The sequence below is a fragment of the Burkholderia sp. F1 genome, assembly GCF_050813845.1.
GTDB classification, from domain to species: domain Bacteria; phylum Pseudomonadota; class Gammaproteobacteria; order Burkholderiales; family Burkholderiaceae; genus Burkholderia; species Burkholderia ubonensis.
The window spans coordinates 3272543-3291740 of the sequence record NZ_CP172421.1; the positions used below are offsets into that span (position 1 = coordinate 3272543).

The 19198-nt window shown below is 66.9% G+C and carries 16 protein-coding genes and 1 pseudogene; 7 read left to right on the forward strand and 10 right to left on the reverse strand.

Annotated features, from left to right (window positions below; translation table 11 throughout):
- Nucleotides 1-219: 219 nt before the first annotated feature.
- The 4 genes from ACFIMZ_RS15430 to purN form a co-directional block, all read right to left on the reverse strand.
- Nucleotides 220-1416: a DesA family fatty acid desaturase gene (locus ACFIMZ_RS15430; protein ID WP_431820261.1), complete on the reverse strand. Its 1197-nt coding sequence runs from the start codon at nt 1414-1416 to the stop codon at nt 220-222.
- 191 nt (nt 1417-1607) lie between these two features.
- Entirely contained in the window at nt 1608-2966 is a 1359-nt protein-coding gene (locus tag ACFIMZ_RS15435; RefSeq protein ID WP_431822510.1) for a mechanosensitive ion channel family protein, read from the reverse strand.
- An 18-nt stretch (nt 2967-2984) separates the two neighbouring features.
- Entirely contained in the window at nt 2985-4250 is a 1266-nt protein-coding gene (locus ACFIMZ_RS15440) for an RsmB/NOP family class I SAM-dependent RNA methyltransferase (RefSeq protein ID WP_431820262.1), read from the reverse strand.
- A complete protein-coding gene (gene purN, locus ACFIMZ_RS15445) occupies nt 4247-4909 on the reverse strand; it encodes a phosphoribosylglycinamide formyltransferase (RefSeq protein ID WP_431820263.1) in 663 nt (220 codons plus the stop codon). Before purN ends, ACFIMZ_RS15440 begins: the two co-directional genes overlap by 4 nt.
- 122 nt (nt 4910-5031) lie before the next feature.
- On the opposite strand from purN, the gene ACFIMZ_RS15450 reads away from it, so the two are divergent.
- The 5 genes from ACFIMZ_RS15450 (at nt 5032) to dut (ending at nt 11262) form a co-directional block, all read left to right on the forward strand.
- Complete coding sequence (locus tag ACFIMZ_RS15450) at nt 5032-6024, forward strand: bifunctional riboflavin kinase/FAD synthetase (RefSeq protein WP_431820264.1); 993 nt, start codon at nt 5032-5034, stop codon at nt 6022-6024.
- A 102-nt stretch (nt 6025-6126) separates the two neighbouring features.
- Nucleotides 6127-8964: an isoleucine--tRNA ligase gene (ileS, locus tag ACFIMZ_RS15455; protein WP_431820265.1), complete on the forward strand. Its 2838-nt coding sequence runs from the start codon at nt 6127-6129 to the stop codon at nt 8962-8964.
- Complete coding sequence (gene lspA / locus ACFIMZ_RS15460; protein WP_431820266.1) at nt 8965-9465, forward strand: signal peptidase II; 501 nt, start codon at nt 8965-8967, stop codon at nt 9463-9465.
- A gap of 80 nt (nt 9466-9545) precedes the next feature.
- Complete coding sequence (gene coaBC / locus ACFIMZ_RS15465; protein WP_431820267.1) at nt 9546-10757, forward strand: bifunctional phosphopantothenoylcysteine decarboxylase/phosphopantothenate--cysteine ligase CoaBC; 1212 nt, start codon at nt 9546-9548, stop codon at nt 10755-10757.
- A gap of 58 nt (nt 10758-10815) precedes the next feature.
- The gene (gene dut / locus ACFIMZ_RS15470) at nt 10816-11262 is read left to right on the forward strand and encodes a dUTP diphosphatase (RefSeq protein WP_010090930.1); all 447 of its coding nucleotides are present in this window, start codon (nt 10816-10818) and stop codon (nt 11260-11262) included.
- A 45-nt stretch (nt 11263-11307) separates the two neighbouring features.
- On the opposite strand, the gene ACFIMZ_RS15475 is transcribed toward dut, so the two are convergent.
- The 4 genes from ACFIMZ_RS15475 to clpS all read right to left on the reverse strand — a co-directional run bounded on the left by ACFIMZ_RS15475 (nt 11308) and on the right by clpS (nt 16308).
- Complete coding sequence (locus tag ACFIMZ_RS15475; RefSeq protein WP_431820268.1) at nt 11308-12078, reverse strand: COG4705 family protein; 771 nt, start codon at nt 12076-12078, stop codon at nt 11308-11310.
- A 135-nt stretch (nt 12079-12213) separates the two neighbouring features.
- Nucleotides 12214-13593, reverse strand: a complete 1380-nt coding sequence (locus ACFIMZ_RS15480; protein ID WP_431820269.1) for an amino acid permease — start codon at nt 13591-13593, stop codon at nt 12214-12216.
- Nucleotides 13594-13696: 103 nt separating this feature from the next.
- Entirely contained in the window at nt 13697-15997 is a 2301-nt protein-coding gene (gene clpA, locus ACFIMZ_RS15485) for an ATP-dependent Clp protease ATP-binding subunit ClpA (RefSeq protein WP_431820270.1), read from the reverse strand.
- A complete protein-coding gene (gene clpS, locus ACFIMZ_RS15490; protein ID WP_006398529.1) occupies nt 15994-16308 on the reverse strand; it encodes an ATP-dependent Clp protease adapter ClpS in 315 nt (104 codons plus the stop codon). The genes clpA and clpS overlap by 4 nt, the downstream gene beginning before the upstream one ends.
- Nucleotides 16309-16555: 247 nt before the next feature.
- Here clpS and ACFIMZ_RS15495 point away from each other — a divergent pair, with 247 nt between their 5' ends.
- The gene (locus ACFIMZ_RS15495; protein ID WP_431820271.1) at nt 16556-16765 is read left to right on the forward strand and encodes a hypothetical protein; all 210 of its coding nucleotides are present in this window, start codon (nt 16556-16558) and stop codon (nt 16763-16765) included.
- Between the two features lie 84 nt (nt 16766-16849).
- Nucleotides 16850-17053: a cold-shock protein gene (locus tag ACFIMZ_RS15500; protein WP_004196460.1), complete on the forward strand. Its 204-nt coding sequence runs from the start codon at nt 16850-16852 to the stop codon at nt 17051-17053.
- A 227-nt stretch (nt 17054-17280) separates the two neighbouring features.
- Here ACFIMZ_RS15500 and ACFIMZ_RS15505 read toward each other — a convergent pair whose 3' ends face one another.
- Both ACFIMZ_RS15505 and ACFIMZ_RS15510 read right to left on the reverse strand, forming a co-directional pair.
- The gene (locus ACFIMZ_RS15505; RefSeq protein WP_431822511.1) at nt 17281-18114 is read right to left on the reverse strand and encodes a YadA family autotransporter adhesin; all 834 of its coding nucleotides are present in this window, start codon (nt 18112-18114) and stop codon (nt 17281-17283) included.
- A gap of 57 nt (nt 18115-18171) precedes the next feature.
- Nucleotides 18172-19107, reverse strand: a pseudogene (locus tag ACFIMZ_RS15510) (hypothetical protein); the annotation flags it as partial.
- Nucleotides 19108-19198 lie beyond the last annotated feature (91 nt).

Sequence of the window (19198 nt, forward strand, 5' to 3'; positions counted from 1 at the left end):
CGCGGTCGACCAGAGTTAGCGCTTCAGCGCTTAATCTGGTCCCATGCTTCGCGGTCGATCGGAGTTAGCGCTTCAGCGCTCACTCCGATCCCATGCTTCGCGGTCGGCCGGAGCGAGTGCTTCAGCACTTCCTCCCGCCCCATGCCTTACGGTCGCCCAAAAGAAAAAACCCCGCCAGCGCGGGGTTTGTGACGTCCTGAGATTCTAATCGATTTCGAATCAGGCGTAGCGGCGCAGACGCATCGCAAATTCCTGCAACGCCTTAATGCCGCTTTGTTCGGCGCGATGGCACCAATCCTGCAATTGGGCCAGCAGCTGTTCGCGCGACGCGGTCGAACGATCCCAGATCGCGGCGAGATCCTGGCGCAGCTGGAAGTACGTCTGCAGCTTCTGGCTGTTCGCGAAGATCTCCGGCAGCAGCTTCTTCTGCGGCTCGTCGAGGCCGTCCGCATCCTTGTGGAACCACTTGCGCGCGCCGCGCATCAGCTGGTACTTCTCACCCGAGCCGAGCTCCTTCAGGCGCACGAGCTCCTGACGGTACGCCCGCTTGACGGCCTTGCCGTAGCGCGCCATCACCTCGTAGCGGTTCGACAGCACGGCCTGCAGCGTTTCCTGGTCGAGCACGGTCTTCGGCTTGTTCAGGCGCGGCGTCGGCGCGACCTTCTTCACCTTCGCGAGACCGAACGCGGACATGATGCGGATGTACATCCAGCCGATGTCGAACTCGTACCACTTGTTCGACAGCTTCGCGGACGTCGCGAACGTGTGATGGTTGTTGTGCAGTTCCTCGCCGCCGATCACGATGCCCCACGGGAACAGGTTCGTGCTCGCATCGGCCGAGTTGAAGTTGCGGTAGCCCCAATAGTGGCCGAAACCGTTGACGACGCCCGCCGCCCAGAACGGGATCCAGACCATCTGCACGGCCCACACGGTCAGGCCGAGCACGCCGAACAGCGCGACGTCGATCACCATCATCAGGCTGACGCCGAGAATCGGGTATTTCGAGTAGATATTGCGCTCGATCCAGTCGTTCGGCGTGCCGTGGCCGAACTTGCGCATCGTCTCTTCGTTCTTCGCTTCCGCACGGTACAGCTCGGCGCCTTCGAGGAACACCTTCCAGATGCCGCGGGTCTGCGGGCTGTGCGGATCTTCCTCGGTCTCGCACTTCGCGTGGTGCTTGCGGTGAATCGCCGCCCACTGGCCGGTCAGCATGCCGGTCGTCATCCACAGCCAAAGGCGGAAGAAATGGCTGGCGATCGGGTGCAGCTCCAGCGCGCGGTGCGCCTGGCAGCGGTGCAGGTAGACCGTCACCCCGATGATCGTCACGTGCGTGACGGCGAGCGCGAACAGCACGATCTGCCACCACGAGAAGCGCAGGAGCCCGTGAGCAAGAAAGTCGAGCAGGGAATTCAACAAGGCAGTTACCTGTGGAGTGAACGACGCCGGCACGCACCGACGTCAGAAAAATGAAAGCATACCGCTGAATAGACCAGAATTTTACTTCAACCGTTCCAAGTCTTTGTAAAAAATGAATATTTCTTGCCTTGACGCAACGCCGGCAGTCCAGCGGCGGACTCCGCCGGCCCGGCGCTCCGCGTCTGGCCGGCTTACACGACGGCGCGGCCGGCCGCGCCGTCGCCGTCCTCGGCGCGCGTCGCCGCGAAGCCGTCCGGCAGGCCGACGACGCGCACCTCGCGCTGCGGGAACGGGATCGAGATCCCGTGCTCGCTAAAGAGCCGCCAGATGTTGCGGTTCACCGTCGAGCGCACGCCCGACGTGCCTTTCGCGGAATCCTCGATCCAGAAGCCGAGCTCGAGATCGATGCCGTCCGCGCCGAAGCTCACGAGATACGGCGTCGGCGCCGGCTCCTCGAGCACGCGCGGCACGCCCGTCGCGGCCTCGGCGAGCAGCGTCAGCGCGTGCTCGACGTCGCTCGTGTACGCGACCTGCACCGCGACCTTCGCGTAGCCGCGCGTCAGGTACGACGACTGGTTCTGCACGACGTCGGTGATCAGCTTCTCGTTCGGGATCAGCGTCTCGTTGCCGTCGAGGCCGCGCACGACCGTGTAGCGCGTGCGGATCTGCGTGACGATGCCCTGCAGCCCGCCGACGCTGATCGCGTCGCCGAGCCGCAGCGACCGGTCGAGCAGGATGATGAAGCCCGACACGTAGTTGCTCGCGATCTTCTGCAGGCCGAAGCCGAGCCCGACGCCGACCGCGCCGCCGAACACGCCGAGCACGGTCACGTCGATGCCGACGAGCGACAGCCCGATCAGCACCGCCGCGAACACGAGCAGCGCGCGCCCGACCCGCGACAGCACGACCTTCAGGTTCGCGTCGAGCGTGCTCGCGCGCGTCAGGCGATCCTCGAGCACCGAGCCGAGCCACATCGCGACCAGCAGCGTCACGCAGATCCACAGCGCGCCGGAGATCAGCGACAGCAGCGTGAGGTGCGCGTTCGCGACGCGGAACTGCACGCTGTCGAGCCACGCGATCACGTCGCGCTGGATGCCGAGCACGGTCAGCACCATCGCGGCCCACACGACGGTCGACACGATCTTCTCGACGATCGACAGCCACGCGTGGGTGCTGCCGTCGCGCGCGAACACGCGCCGCGCGAAGAAGAACAGCACGTAGATGAGCCCGATGCCGATGAGCGGCACGAGCGCGAGCGACAGCAGCGCCGTCGACATGAACGGGTCGAACGCGAGCTGCGCGATCCACACGAACACGCCGCCGAACAGCGGGAACAGCGCGCGCTTCAGGCTCTGCGCGCCCGCGCCGGGCCCGCGCCCGGACGCGCGACGGCGCGCGTCGATGCGGCCGTGCACGAAGCGCGCGGCGAGCCACGCGAAGCACAGCGCGCCGACCAGGATCGCCGCCTGCCAGATCATCACCGGCTGGTTGAAGTCCCGGATCACCGACGCGAGACGGCGCGACAGCAGGCGGCTCTGCAGGTTCTGCATCATCCGTGCGGCCAGCCGTTACGCCTGCGCGCGCCGCTCGAGCACGGCGGCGAAGAAGCCGTCGGTCGCATGGCGGTGCGGCCACAGCGACAGGTAGTCGCCGGTATCGAGCGCGATGCGCTGGTCGGCCAGCACCTTCTGCGCCGGCACCAGCACGAACTCCGGATGATCGGCGAGGAACTGCGCGACGATCGCCTCGTTTTCCGCGTCGAGCAAGCTGCAGGTCGCGTAGACGAGCCGCCCGCCCTTCTTCACGAGACGCGCCGCGCTCGCGAGGATCGACGCCTGCTTCGGCGTGAGCTCGTCGATCGACGTGCGCGACTGGCGCCACTTCAGGTCCGGGTTGCGGCGCAGCGTGCCGAGGCCGCTGCACGGCGCGTCGACCAGCACGCGGTCGATCTTGCCGGCGAGCCGCTTGATCTTCGCGTCGTGCTCGCTGTCGATCAGCACCGGGTTCACGTTCGACAGCCCGCTTCTCGCGAGGCGCGGCTTCAGCTTCGCGAGCCGCTTCTCGGACACGTCGAACGCATACAGGCGGCCGGTCGAGCGCATCATCGCGCCGAGCGCGAGCGTCTTGCCGCCCGCGCCCGCGCAGAAGTCGACGATCATCTCGCCGCGGCGCGGCGCGACGAGCGAGCACAGCAGCTGGCTGCCCTCGTCCTGCACCTCGATCTGGCCTTCCTCGAACAGCTTCAGGCGCGTGAGCGCCGGCTTGCCGACGACGCGCACGCCGAACGGCGCGAACGGCGTCGCGCCCGCGTCAATGCCGTTCGCGCGCAGCGCGTCGATCACCTGGTCGCGGGTCGCCTTCTGCGCGTTCGCGCGCAGGTCGAGCGGCGCCGGGTAGTTCATCGCGGCGGCGAGCTGCGCGAGCTCCTCGGCGTCGAAGCGCGACGACAGCGCCTGCTGGATCCAGTCCGGCAGGTTCGCGCGCACGCGCACCGGCAGGCTCGCCGGATCGATCTTCGACACGTGTTCGAGCCAGGCCGCTTCCGTGTCGGACACGAACGGCTTCAGCGCGTTGCGGCCGACCGTCTGCATCAGGCCGAGCAGCGTCAGACGCCGCGCGGGGCTGCCCGTGCCGCTCTCGGCGAGGTGCGCGAACTCCATCTTCCGGCGCAGCACCGCGAACACGGCCTCGGCAATCACGCCGCGCTCGGCATGCCCGAGCTTCGGGTGCGCGCGGAAGAACCGGCTCGTCGTCGCGTCGGCGGGGCCGGCGAACTTCAGCACCTCGGCCAGCAAAGTCTCGGTCTGGCCGATCAGGAATCCGTGCAGCTTCATACGCCCTCACTTGTTTCGGTATGCGGTTGGTCCGCGAAAATCCAGCGCGCCTCTTCCGGCGCCACGACCGCGCGGCCGTTCTCGAGGCGCAGGCGCCCTTCGACGAACCAGCGCACCGCGCGCGGATACAGCACATGCTCGACCGCCAGCACGCGCTGCGCGAGCGCCGCCGCGTCGTCGCCCGCGCGCACGGGCACCGCGCCCTGCGCGACGATCGCGCCGCTGTCGAGCTCGGGAATCACGAAATGCACGCTTGCGCCGTGCAGCGCGACACCCGCGTCCAGCGCCTGCTGGTGCGTGTGGATGCCCTTGAAGCTCGGCAGCAGCGACGGATGGATGTTCAGCAGCCGGCCCTCGTATTGTCTGACGAATGCCGGCGTGAGGATGCGCATGAAGCCCGCGAGGACGACGAGGTCGGGCGCGAAACGGTCGATTTCGGCGGCGAGCGCCGCGTCGAAGCTGTCACGGCCGTCGAACGACCGGTGGTCGACCACCGCGGTCGCCACCCCGTGCGACGCGGCAAAAGCCAGGCCGGACGCGTCGGGCCGGTTGGCGATCACGGCGGCGACCTCGGCCGGCCACCGTTCCTGCGCGCACGCGCGGACGATGGCCTCCATGTTGCTGCCGCGACCGGAAATCAGGATCACGAGTTTTTTCATCCGCGAATTTTACCATTCGGCCTCGCGTTTCCCGCCTCCTGAGCCGCCGGCCCGCCCGAACGTTTATAATCTTCTGCTTTGCGGCCTCGATCCGCTCATTCCCCGACGCTGCACCCGCTATCGTGAAAGTCTTCCGCGGCCTGCCCAACGCCGAAAGCCGCGCCCCGTGCGCGCTGACGATCGGCAACTTCGACGGTGTCCATCGCGGCCACCAGGCCCTGCTCGCGCGCGTGCGCGCGGCAGCGGACGCGCGCGGCCTGCCCGTCTGCGTGATGACTTTCGAGCCGCACCCGCGCGAATTCTTCAACCCGGCCGGCGCGCCGCCGCGCATCGCGATGCTGCGCGACAAGCTGGAAGCGCTGCGTGAGCACGGCGTCGACCGCGTCGTCGTCGAGCATTTCAACCATACGTTCGCGAGCCAGTCGCCGCAGGCGTTCGTCGAGCGCACGCTCGTGGGCGGGCTGCACACGCGCTGGATGATGGTCGGCGACGATTTCTGCTACGGCGCGAAGCGCGCGGGCACGTTCGACACGCTGAAGGCGGCCGGCGAGCAGCACGGCTTCGAGGTCGAGCAGATGGGCACGGTCGCCGGCAGCGACGGCGCGCGCATTTCCAGCTCGGGCGTGCGCGCCGCGCTCGCGGCAGGCAATCTCGCCGCTGCCGCGCAGGCACTCGGCCACGGCTACGCGATCAGCGCCCACGTCACGCACGGCCTGAAGCTCGGCCGCGACCTCGGCTTCCCGACGCTGAACCTGCCGATCGCGCACAAGCGGCCGGCGCTGATGGGCATCTTCGTCGTCCAGGTCCACGGCCTCGCCGACACCCCGCTGCCCGGCGTCGCGAGCCTAGGCTTGCGCCCGACCGTCGTCGATTCGGGCCGCGTGCTGCTCGAAGTCCACCTGCTCGACTGGCACGGCGACGCCTACGGCAAGCTCGTGCGCGTCGAATTCCTGCAGAAGCTGCGCGACGAGGCGAAGTTCGACGATCTCGAAGCGCTGTCGCGCGCGATCGCGCAGGACGTCGCGCACGCCCGCGCGTACTTCGCGGCGCGCGACCACGCGCCCGGCAGCCGCACGACCGGCTTCTCGACGTCGGCCACCGACCGAATTAGCTGATCCCGGCTGGCGGCGCCATGCGCCGCATCCCGGCGCCGCCGCCGCGCGCGCTCACCCGATTCACGACGCACGAGCGTCCCCCGATTTGATAGCGATCTCATCATGAGCAACAAGAAAGCCGATTCGAAACCGCAGGCCAAGTATCCGGTCAACCTGCTCGACACGCCGTTCCCGATGCGCGGCGACCTGCCGAAGCGCGAGCCGCAGTGGGTCAAGGAATGGGAAACGCGCGGCCTCTACGAGAAGATCCGCGCGGCCAGCCAGGGCCGGCCGAAGTTCATCCTGCACGACGGCCCGCCGTATGCGAACGGCGACATCCACCTCGGCCACGCGGTGAACAAGATCCTGAAGGACATCGTCGTCAAGTCGCGCAACATGGCGGGCTTCGACGCGCCGTACGTGCCGGGCTGGGACTGCCACGGGATGCCGATCGAGATCCAGATCGAGAAGCAGTTCGGCAAGTCGCTGCCGGCGGCCGAAGTGATGACCAAGGCGCGCGCGTACGCGACCGAGCAGATCGAGAAGCAGAAGGCCGGCTTCAAGCGGCTCGGCGTGCTGGGCGACTGGGGCAACCCGTACAAGACGATGAATTTCGTCAACGAGGCGGAAGAGATCCGCGCGCTCGGCAAGATCATCGAGAAGGGCTACGTGTATCGCGGCCTGAAGCCGGTGAACTGGTGCTTCGACTGCGGCTCGGCGCTCGCCGAGGCGGAAGTCGAGTACAAGGACCGCACCGACCCGACGATCGACGTGATGTTCCCGTTCGCGGAGCCGGACAAGACCGCGCAGGCGTTCGGCCTGCCGGCGCTGCCGCGCGCCGACGGCGGCATCGTGATCTGGACCACCACGCCGTGGACGATCCCGGCGAACCAGGCGCTGAACCTGCATCCCGAGATCGTCTACGCGCTGGTCGACACCGAGCGCGGCCTCCTGATCATCGCGGAAGAGCGCGTCGCCGCGTGCATGGAGGACTTCAAGCTGACCGGCCGCGTCGTCGCGACGACGCTCGGCGAGAAGCTCGTCAACCTGCGCTTCCACCACCCGCTCGCCGCGGCCCACCCCGGCTACAAGCGCACGTCGCCCGTCTATCTCGGCGACTACGTGACGACCGACACCGGCACCGGCGTCGTGCACTCGTCGCCCGCTTACGGCGTCGAGGACTTCGTGTCCTGCAAGGCGCACGGGATGACCGATTCGGACATCATCAACCCGGTGATGGGCGACGGCCGCTACATCGAATCGCTGCCGCTGTTCGGCGGCCTGTCGATCTGGGACGCGAACCCGAAGATCGTCGAGGCGCTGAACGCGGCAGGCTCGCTGCTGCGCAACGAGAAGTACACGCACAGCTACATGCACTGCTGGCGCCACAAGACGCCGATCATCTACCGTGCGACGTCGCAGTGGTTCGCCGGCATGGACGTGACGCCGCACGACGGCGGCGCGACGCTGCGCGAAACCGCGCTCGCGGGCGTCGACGCGACCGCGTTCTACCCGTCGTGGGGCAAGCAGCGCCTGCACAGCATGATCGAGAACCGCCCGGACTGGACGCTGTCGCGCCAGCGCCAGTGGGGCGTGCCGATGGCGTTCTTCGTGCACAAGGAAACCGGCGAGCTGCATCCGCGCACGCTGGAACTGCTGGAAGAAGTCGCGAAGCGCGTCGAGCAGTCGGGCATCGAGGCGTGGCAATCGCTCGATCCGCGCGAGCTGATCGGCGACGACGCGAACATGTACGAGAAGAACCGCGACACGCTCGACGTGTGGTTCGACTCGGGCACGACCCACTGGCACGTGCTGCGCGGCTCCCACAAGGACGCGCTGCAGTTCCCGGCCGACCTGTACCTCGAAGGCTCGGACCAGCACCGCGGCTGGTTCCACTCGTCGCTCTTGACCGCGTCGATGCTCGACGGCCGCGCGCCGTACAAGGGCCTGCTCACGCACGGCTTCACCGTCGACGGCGAAGGCCGCAAGATGAGCAAGTCGCTCGGCAACGGCATCGATCCGCATGAAGTCGCGAACCGCCTCGGCGCGGAGATCATCCGCCTGTGGATCGCGTCGACCGACTACTCGGGCGAGCTCGCGATCTCCGAGGAAATCCTGAAGCGCGTGACGGAAGGCTATCGCCGCATCCGCAACACGCTGCGCTTCCTGCTCGCGAACCTGTCCGATTTCGACTACGCGCAGCATGCGCTGCCGGTCGGCGAATGGCTCGAGATCGACCGCTACGCAGTCGCGTTCTCCGCACAGCTGCAGGCGGAGCTGCTCGCGCACTACGAGAAGTACGAGTTCCACCCGGTCGTCGCGAAGCTGCAGACGTACTGCTCGGAAGACCTCGGCGGCTTCTACCTCGACGTGCTGAAGGATCGCCTGTACACGAGCGCGGCCGATTCGAAGGCGCGCCGCTCCGCGCAGACGGCGCTCCATCACCTGACGCAGGGCCTGCTGCGCGTGCTCGCGCCGTTCCTGTCGTTCACCGCCGAGGAAGCGTGGAAGGTGTTCCAGCCGGCCAGCGACACGATCTTCACGGAAACGTACTACGCGTATCCGGACGTCGCCGAAGCGGATGCGCTGATCGCGAAGTGGACGCTCCTGCGCGACGTGCGCGGCAACGTCACGAAGGCGCTCGAGGAAGCGCGCACCGCGAACCGCATCGGCTCGTCGCTGCAGGCGGAAGTCACGGTGCACGCGAGCGGCGCGCGCTACGACGCACTGACGAGCCTCGCCGACGACCTGAAGTTCGTGCTGATCACGTCGGCCGCGACGGTCGTCAAGGTCGACGACGAAGCGCACGAGAGCGTCGACGTGGCCGCCTCGACGTACCAGAAGTGCGAGCGCTGCTGGCACTACCGCGAGGACGTCGGCACGCACGCCGATCACCCGACGCTGTGCGGCCGCTGCTTCTCGAACCTGTTTGAAAACGGCGAAATCCGGAGCGCTGCATAAATGGCGAAAACCCTGTCGAAATCGGCAAGTGGCGCGCTAGCGCCGTGGCTCGGCATTTCGCTGATCGTCATCCTGTTCGACCAGCTGACGAAGATCGCGATCCTGAAGACCTTCGCGTACGGCGCTCAGCACGCGCTGACGTCGTTCTTCAACCTGGTGCTCGTCTACAACCGCGGCGCCGCGTTCGGCTTTCTCGCGGCGGCGGGCGGCTGGCAGCGCTGGGCGTTCACCGCGCTCGGCATCGGCGCGACGCTCGTGATCTGCTACCTGCTGAAGCGCCACGGCCATCAGCGCCTGTTCAGCCTGTCGCTCGCGCTGATCCTCGGCGGCGCGCTCGGCAACGTGATCGACCGGCTCGTCTACGGCCACGTGATCGACTTCCTCGACTTCCACGTCGCCGCCTGGCATTTCCCGGCGTTCAACCTCGCCGATTCCGCGATCACGGTCGGCGCGGTGCTGCTGATCTACGACGAGCTGCGTCGCGTGCGCGGCGCGCGCTAAGCCCGCATAAAGCGCGCATACTCTGCGTCGACGGCCGGCCTCGCGCCGGCCGTCTTGATCGACCCCTTCGGAGGCCCGAGTTGGCACACGCAGAACTCGCAGGAAAACACCTCGTCCTCGGCCTGACGGGCGGCATCGCCTGCTACAAGATCGCCGAGCTGACCCGCCTGCTCACCAAGGCGGGCGCGACCGTGCAGGTCGCGATGACGGAAGCCGCCACCCAGTTCATCACGCCCGTCACGATGCAGGCGCTGTCCGGCCGGCCCGTCTACACGAGCCAGTGGGACCCGCGCATCGACAACAACATGGCGCACATCGACCTGTCGCGCGAAGCCGACGCGATCGTCATCGCGCCCGCGTCGACCGACTTCCTCGCGAAGCTCGCGCACGGGTTCGCGGACGACCTGCTGTCGACGCTGTGCGTCGCGCGCGATTGTCCGCTGCTCGTCGTGCCCGCGATGAATCGCCAGATGTGGCAGAACCCGGCCACCCAGCGCAACGTCGCGCAGCTGCGCGCGGACGGCGTGTCGGTGCTCGGCCCCGATTCGGGCGCGCAGGCGTGCGGCGAGGTCGGCGACGGCCGCATGCTCGAGCCGGAAGCGATCTACGAGGCGATCGTCGCGCACTTCCAGCCGAAGCGGCTCGCGCATCGGCGCGTGCTGATCACGGCCGGCCCGACCTTCGAACCGCTCGACCCGGTGCGCGGGCTCACCAACCGCTCGAGCGGCAAGATGGGCTTCGCGCTCGCGCGCGCGGCGCAGCAGGCCGGCGCGGAAGTGCATCTGGTCGCCGGCCCCGTTGCGCTGGCAACGCCGTGGGGCGTATACCGGGAAGACGTGCAGACCGCGCAGCAGATGTACGACGCGGTGATGCACGCGGTGGCCGACGCGGACATCTTCATCGCGGTGGCGGCGGTCGCCGACTGGCGCGTCGCGCACCCCGCCGAGCACAAGATCAAGAAGACCGCCGAGCGCAAGATGCCCGCGCTGACGTTCGTCGAGAACCCGGACATCCTCGCGTCGGTCGCGGCGCTCCCCGATCCGCCGTTCTGCGTCGGCTTCGCGGCCGAGAGCGGCGATCTCGACGTGCACGGCGACGAGAAGCGCAAGCGCAAGAACGTGCCGCTCCTCGTCGGCAATCTCGGCCCGCTCACGTTCGGCCGCGACGACAACGAAGTCATGCTGTTCGAGGCGGCGGGCATCACGCACCTGCCGCGCGCGCCGAAGGACACGCTCGCGCACGTGCTCATCGACGAAATCGCGAAGCGCCTGCCCGACAACCGCCTGATCTGACGCCCTGCGCGGCGGCACTTCGGCTGCCGCCGCGTTTTTTCCCCGAATCGACGACCGAATGAAACTCGACCTGAAGATCCTCGACGCGCGCATGCGCGACTACCTGCCTGCCTACGCAACGACCGGCAGCGCCGGCCTCGACCTGCGCGCGTGCCTCGACGCACCGCTGACGCTGAAGCCGGGCGAGACCGCACTCGTACCGACCGGCCTCGCAATCCATCTCGCCGACCCCGGCTACGCGGCGCTGATCCTGCCGCGCTCGGGCCTCGGCCACAAGCACGGCATCGTGCTCGGCAACCTGGTCGGCCTGATCGACTCCGACTACCAGGGCGAGCTGATGATCTCGACGTGGAACCGCGGGCAAACGGAATTCGTGCTGAACCCGTTCGAACGCCTCGCGCAGCTCGTGATCGTGCCGGTCGTGCAAGCGCAGTTCAACATCGTCGACGACTTCGCTGCAAGCGATCGCGGCGCGGGCGGCTTCGGCAGCACCGGCCGTCACTGAACGACGAAAGGGGCGACGCCTGCGCCGCCCCGTCCCCTTCTTCGCTTACTCTTGCGCCGGCCGCCCGATTCGCGCCATGCCCGGCGCCGGCTGACGCGCCGCCGCGAACATCGCGTACGCGACCAGCGCCACCAGCACGCCCAGCAGCACCGCCGACGAACCGACCGTGCCGAGCGCGAGCCCGCCCTTCGCGACCGGCTTCGTCAGCAGGTCGCCGACCGTCGCGCCGAACGGGCGCGTCAGCACGAACGCCGCCCAGAACAGGAACACGCCCGAGATCCGCGTGAAGTAATGCGCGAGCACGATCACCGCGATGAGACCGCCGATCAGCAGCGCGCCGCCGGCGAAGCCGAGGCCCGAGCTGTCCGCGAGGAAATCGCCGAGCGCGGTGCCGAGCGTGTTCGAGAACAGGATCGCCACCCAGTACAGCAGCTCGACCTTGCGCGTGCGGATCGTATCGACCGACAGCGATTCGCCCGTCATGCGCCACGCCGCGAAGATCGCCAGCAGGATCGCGACGAGGATCGACGAGCCGGCCGCATAGCCGAGGCCGAGCGTGCGATCCATGAAATCGGACATCGTCGTGCCGGCGGTGCTGGTCGCGACGATCACCGCCCAGTAAATCGCCGGACGATAGCGCGTCGTCTTCAGCTGGGCACCGAGCGTGACGAGGAAGAAACCGAACAGCAGGATCGAGCTCACTGCATAGCCGACGTTCAGCGTCATCGACAGCAGGTCGCCGCCGGTTTCGCCGAGCGTGGTCGCGCAGATCTTCATGATCCAGAAAGCGAGGGTGATTTCGGGCAGTTTTTTCATTCGAACCTCATGCGGGAAACGCGAGGCGGCGCAGGCCGCCTCCGTGCGGACGGGTCGAATGTAATCGACGCACGGTTAACGCAGCCTTAGCATGCGTGCATCCCGAGGAGCGGCCGCGCGCGGTTGCCGGACCGCTCAGCGTGCGTGCCGGTGCCGGTAATGCAGCGCGTAAGCGAGCGTCAGCAGCACGACGAACGCGACGCCGACCACCATCGTCATCCGGAACTCGTGCGTAAACGCGGTCGTCAGGAGGATCGCGGCGAGCAGGCCCGCGCCGAGCAGGCTGCCGAACGGATGCCACCACATCCGGAACGCGAGCGCCGGGCCACGATAATGCCGGCGAAAGCGCAGATGCGTGACGAAGATCATCAGCCACGTGAACAGCGCGCCGAACATCGCGATCGCCATCATCACGGTGAATGCGGTGTCCGGCGACAGCGCGACCAGCACGGCCGCGACCGCGACGCCGCTCGTCGACACCCACAGCGCCGCGCGCGGCACGCCGTTCACGCCGAGCCGGCCGAACACCGCCGGCGCCAGGCGGGCGCGCGACAGGCTGAACATCATCCGCGTCGTCACGTAGAGCTGGCTGTTCATCGCCGACAGCGCGGCGACCAGCACGACGAAATTGATCACGCCGGCCGCATACGGCACGTGCGTCGCGGCCATCACCCTCACGAACGGGCTTTCGTCGGTGCCGGCCTGCGTCCACGGCACGATCGCGAGCATCAGCGCGAGCGTCAGCAGATAGAACAGCACGAGCCGGAACACGGTCGAGCGGAACGCGCGCGTGACCGCATGCTCCGGGTCGCGCGCCTCGCCCGCCGCAATCGCGACGGCTTCGATGCTCATGTAGCTGAAGATCGCGACGATCACCGCGACCCAGGTGCCCCACGGCCCCTTCGGCAGGAAGCCGCCGTGCGCGGTGTAGTTCGCGAAGCCGATGCCGGACGCGGCCGGCGCAGACCAGACCAGATACGCGCCGAGCACGACGAACACGACGATCGCCGCGATCTTCAGCAGCGAGAATGCGTACTCGACCGACCCGTACAGCGTGACGCTCGCCATGTTCACTGCGATCAGCAGCGCCGAGAAGCCGATCACCCAATACCACCCGGGCACCGTCGGGAACCAGTACTTCATGAACACCGCGATCGCGCTGATCTCGGTGCCGATCGCGAACACGACCGCGAACCAGTACGCGTAGCGCACGAGAAAGCCCGCGAGCGGGCCGACGTAATGCTCCGCATACGCGCCGAACGAACCAGCGGTCGGATGCGCGACGGTCATTTCCGCGAGCGCGCCCATCAGCAGCAGTGCGATCAGCGCACCGATCGCATACGAAATCATCACGCTCGGGCCGGCGAGCCCGATCGCGAAGCCGCTGCCGAGAAACAGCCCGGTGCCGATCGCGCCGCCGATCGCGATCATCGCCATCTGCCCCGACGACAATGCGTGGCGCAGCCCTTGTTCACGTTCGACGATGCTGTCGAACGACCGTTGTTGTTGTGACACTTCCCTCACTCCCCTGCACCCGCGCTGGCGCCGCCGGCGCCAGATAAAACGAAACGGCGCGGAAGACTTCCCGCGCCGTTGGCTGAAACGGATTGACCGTGGCTTATTCGACTTCCACCGCTTCCTCGTTCGGCTTGTGCGGCGGATTCGCCAGCTTGTCGAACGACAGCTGCACCTTGTCGCTGTCGTCGACATCGACCGTCACGTGACCGCCGTTCACCAGCTTGCCGAACAGCAGCTCGTCGGCCAGCGCGCGACGAATCGTGTCCTGGATCAGCCGCTGCATCGGCCGCGCGCCCATCAGCGGGTCGAAGCCGTGCTTCGCGAGATGCTTGCGCAACGCGTCGGTGAACAGCGCGTCGACCTTCTTCTCGTGCAGTTGCTCCTCGAGCTGGATCAGGAACTTGTCGACCACGCGCATGATGATTTCCTCATCGAGCGAGCGGAAGCTGATGATCGAGTCCAGACGGTTGCGGAACTCCGGCGTGAACAGGCGCTTGATGTCGGCCATCTCGTCGCCGGTTTCGCGGCGCGTCGTGAAGCCGATCGTCGCCTTCTGCATCGACTCGGCGCCCGCGTTCGTCGTCATGATGATGATGACGTTGCGGAAATCCGCCTTGCGGCCGTTGTTGTCCGTCAGCGTGCCGTGGTCCATCACCTGCAGCAGCACGTTGAAGATGTCCGGATGCGCCTTCTCGATCTCGTCGAGCAGCAGCACGCAGTGCGGCTTCTTCGTGACGGCTTCGGTCAGCAGGCCGCCCTGGTCGAACCCGACGTAGCCCGGCGGCGCGCCGATCAGGCGGCTCACCGCATGGCGCTCCATGTATTCCGACATGTCGAAGCGGATCAGCTCGATGCCGAGCGTGAACGCGAGCTGGCGCGCCACCTCGGTCTTGCCGACGCCTGTCGGGCCGGAGAACAGGAACGCGCCGATCGGCTTGTCCATCTTGCCGAGGCCCGCGCGCGCCATCTTGATCGAGGCCGCGAGCGCGTCGATCGCCGGATCCTGGCCGAACACGACGCTCTTCAGGTCGCGGTCGAGCGTCTGCAGCTTGCTGCGGTCGTCCTGCGACACGCTCTGCGCCGGCACGCGCGCAATCTTCGCGATGATTTCCTCGATCTCGCTCTTGCCGATCGTCTTCTTCTGCTTCGACTTCGGCAGGATGCGCTGCGCGGCGCCCGCCTCGTCGATCACGTCGATCGCCTTGTCAGGCAGGTGACGGTCGGTGATGAAACGCGCCGACAGCTCGGCCGCCGCCGACAGCGCGCCCGCCGAATACTTGACGCCGTGGTGCTCCTCGAAGCGCGACTTCAGGCCGCGCAGGATCGCGACCGTCTGCTCGACGGTCGGCTCGGTCACGTCGACCTTCTGGAAGCGCCGCGACAGCGCCGCATCCTTCTCGAAGATGCCGCGATATTCGGTGAACGTCGTCGCTCCGATGCACTTGAGCGTGCCCGACGACAGCGCGGGCTTCAGCAGGTTCGACGCGTCGAGCGTGCCGCCCGACGCGGCGCCCGCGCCGATCAGCGTATGGATCTCGTCGATGAACAGGATCGCATGCGGGCGCTCCTTCAGTTCCTTCAGCACCGTCTTCAGACGCTGCTCGAAATCGCCGCGATACTTGGTGCCCGCGAGCAGCGCGCCCATGTCGAGCGAATAGACCTGCGCGTTCGCGAGGATGTCCGGCACTTCGCCGCGCGTGATGCGATAGGCGAGGCCTTCCGCGATCGCGGTCTTGCCGACGCCGGCTTCGCCGACGAGCAGCGGATTGTTCTTGCGGCGGCGGCACAGCACCTGCACGACGCGCTCGACTTCGGACTCGCGCCCGATCAGCGGATCGATGCGGCCGTCCTTCGCCATCTGGTTCAGGTTCTGCGTAAACTGCGCGAGCGGGGTTTCCTTCTGCGCGTTCGCGTCTTCGGTCTCGGCGTTCGCGTCGCTCGACTTCGCGGCCTCGCCGCTGTTGGTCTTCGCGATGCCGTGCGAGATGAAGTTGACGACGTCGAGGCGGGTGACGCCCTGCTGCTGCAGGTAGTACACCGCGTGCGAGTCCTTCTCGCCGAAGATCGCGACGAGCACGTTCGCGCCCGTGACTTCCTTCTTGCCGTTCGACGTCGACTGGACGTGCATGATCGCGCGCTGGATCACGCGCTGAAAGCCGAGCGTCGGTTGGGTATCGACGTCGTCGGTGCCCGGGACGGTAGGCGTATTGTCGTGGATGAAATTGCGCAGGTTCTGACGCAGGTCCTCGATGTTCGCCGCACACGCGCGCAACACCTCGGCCGCCGTCGGATTATCCAGCAGGGCCAGCAGCAGATGCTCGACCGTTATGAACTCATGGCGCGCCTGACGTGCTTCCATGAACGCCATGTGCAGGCTGACTTCCAATTCCTGGGCAATCATGCTTCCTCCATCACGCACTGCAGCGGATGCCCTGCCTGCCGCGCATGGGTAACGACTTGCTCAACCTTGGTCGACGCGATGTCCCGCGTATAGACCCCACAAACCCCTCGCCCTTCGCGATGGACCTTCAGCATGATCTGCGTGGCCGTCTCGCGATCCTTCTTGAAATACTCCTGCACGACCATCACGACGAACTCCATCGGCGTGAAGTCGTCGTTGAGCAGCACCACCTTGTACATCGAAGGCGGCTTCAGCTTCTGCTGCTTGCGTTCCAGGACGGTGCTGTCCTGCTTGTCCGGGATAATCGCCATACACCCATTCTAAACAACTCGGACAGGCCCGCAATCCTGCCATTACCCGACCGACCGGCCGGCGCCCTCCCCGGAAGCCCGGAACCACGCGCTTGCGCTCGCGCCATACGAAAGCCGGCTGCGGTGCCGGCTTTCACAGGTGGCGCGGGACACGCACCGTCACGGGGAATCGCACCGCGACGTCGCATCCGCATCCAGTATCCCACAAGCATGGGAAGCTCGAACGCGTGTCACTCGAGCCTGGTATATGAGCCGATTATCCGACTTTTCAAGTCCACGCGCTTGCGACGATGCCGACAGGCAAAGCCGGAAAAACCCTGAAAATGGGTTCTTTACAACGGCCCCCTATACGTCTAAAAATTTTCTTGACACTCCAATAAAGAGCGCCAACAATCAAGCTGGCACTTTTTTCAATTTGTCTGAACGGCAAAAAGATAAAGGCCGAGGTGAGCTGTGAGGGGGGAACGGCTGTATTTTCCGGTCGTTTAGCTTTTCGAGCGTGCTCGTGGTAGGTAGCGACTGTGTGACAGGGGAAGTAGGTATGGCAACTGGTATTGTCAAATGGTTCAATGACGCGAAGGGCTTCGGTTTCATCACTCCCGACGAGGGCGGTGAGGATCTGTTCGCACACTTCTCGGCCATCAACATGCAGGGCTTCAAGACCCTGAAGGAAGGCCAAAAGGTGAGCTTCGAGGTCGTCCAAGGACCGAAAGGCAAGCAGGCTTCGAATATCCAGGCCGCCTGAGGGCAACGGATTTCGGACGAGGGAAACCCGGCTAAACGCCGGGTTTCTTTTTTTTTATGTATATGTCGTCAACGTGTCGCTGATTTGATTGGCGCTCCCGGCCAATCGCGATGCATGACGCCAGATTGTCGTGCAAATGACGCAAATGCGTTCATTGCAACAACGGGCGCGCCGCCGAAGCGGCGCGCGCGCCGATGTGCCGGCGACTCCGTCGGCACATGCGCGCGTTACCAGCTATACGACGCGCCAGCCCCCCATGTCGTCGCCGCGGAGCTGAATCCCGCGCCCACCTTCATCTTCAGGTTCTCGCCAAGCCGGACCGATGCACCAAACGCGCCGGCCTGATAGCCAAGATAGCTGCCAAAGCCCATGCCAACGGCGATCGTCTTGCCCGGGTCGACGTCCGGGATCATCGTCAGCGCGGTGGCCGCCGCGACGCCGCTGTACGCACGTCGCGCGACCGCATTGAGCTGGCGAAGGTTGACCGCATCGAATGGCAGCACGCCGTCAGACAAGTTGGTGAGCTTTCGCTCGTTGCCCGGCGTGCCGATCGACACGGTATTGTCACGATCCGCAACGGAACCGGTTCCAAGCGCGACCGAGTTTGTGCCGGTCGCAACGGCGCCGGAGCCGATCGCTGCGCTCTGCGCGCCGGTGGCCGACGCACCGGAACCGAGCGTCACGCTACTGTCGCCGCTCGCGACTGCGCCAGCGCCGACCGCCAGGCTGCGAGCGCCGCCCGCCTGAGCCTGCAGGCCGGTCGCAACGCTGGCGTTACCGGTCGCTGCCGCGGCGACGCCCGTCGCCAAGCTGCCCTCCGCGCTTGCCAGCGCGCCGACACCCATCGCGGTGCTGCTCGAACCGGACGCCGTCGCGCCAGCGCCAGCCGCGAGGCTCGCATCGCCCGCCGCCGAAGCGTCCGCGCCGAACGACGTGCTGCGGTCGCCCGTCGCGGCGGCCTGCACGCCGACGGACGTGCTGTTCGCACCCGATGCGCTGGCGCCGTTTCCGGCCGCAATGCTCCGCTCCGCCGTCGCGCTCGCATTCCAGCCGAGCGCCATGCTGTCGGTTTCCGTTGCGCTCGCGCCCATGCCGAGCGCAACGCTTCCGTCGCCCGTCGCCGCCGATCGGGCGCCAAGCGCCGTGCTGTCCGCGCCCGTTGCCGACGCCTGCACGCCTGCCGCCGAGCTGTTCACGCCCGAGGCCGTCGCGCCCGTGCCGGCCGCCATGCTTTGGTCCGCCGTCGCATTCGCGCCCTTGCCGAGCGCCATGCTCGCATCGCCCGTCGCCGACGCCGAAGCGCCCAGCGCCGTACTGTCCGCGCCCGTTGCCGATGTCTGCACACCTACCGCCGAGCTGTTCACGCCCGAGGCCGTCGCGCCCGTGCCGAGCGCCATGCTTTGGTCCGCCGTCGCATTCGCGCCCTTGCCGAGCGCCATGCTCGCATCGCCCGTCGCCGACGCCGAAGCGCCCAGCGCCGTGCTGTCCGCGCCCGTCGCCGACGCCTGCACGCCTACCACCGAGCTGTTCACGCCCGAGGCCGTCGCGCCCGTGCCGGCCGCCATGCTCTGGTCGCCCGTTGCCTTCGCGCCGTTGCCGGTTGCCAAGCTCAAGTTGCCCGTCGCCGACGCCGACGCGCCCAGCGCCGTGCTCGAAGTGCCGCTTGCCGATGCACTCGCGCCCGCCGCGGTGGAGCCGGTGCCGGACGCCGATGCGGAATCGCCAAGCGCCGTGCTGCCGGTCGCCGATGCAGCCGAATTCGCACCGAGCGCAACGCTGTTTGCCCCCGTACCCGGCGACGGCAGCGAACCGGCGAGCTTGTTGTTGATGCCGGTGATCGAATTGTTGGTCGACGTTTTGAAGGAGTCGAGCGAGCTGCTCAGACTGTCGAGCTGGTCACTCAGGTCCTGGAGCGTCTGTGCCTGCGCACTCGCTGACGCCAAGCTGGCCGTGCCCACAACACTCGCCGCAACGGCGCGCATGGTCAACACGCGCAATCCGCACGACCGCGTCTCATATTCCACATTATTGGCCAGGCCTCGATTCAATTTCATAGCATTCCTGATTAAATTGTTCTGTTGCTTGCGGCACGGTACCGCCTGGATTCAAAAGGCGTGGATATCAACTTGCCAAATTGCGCCCTGC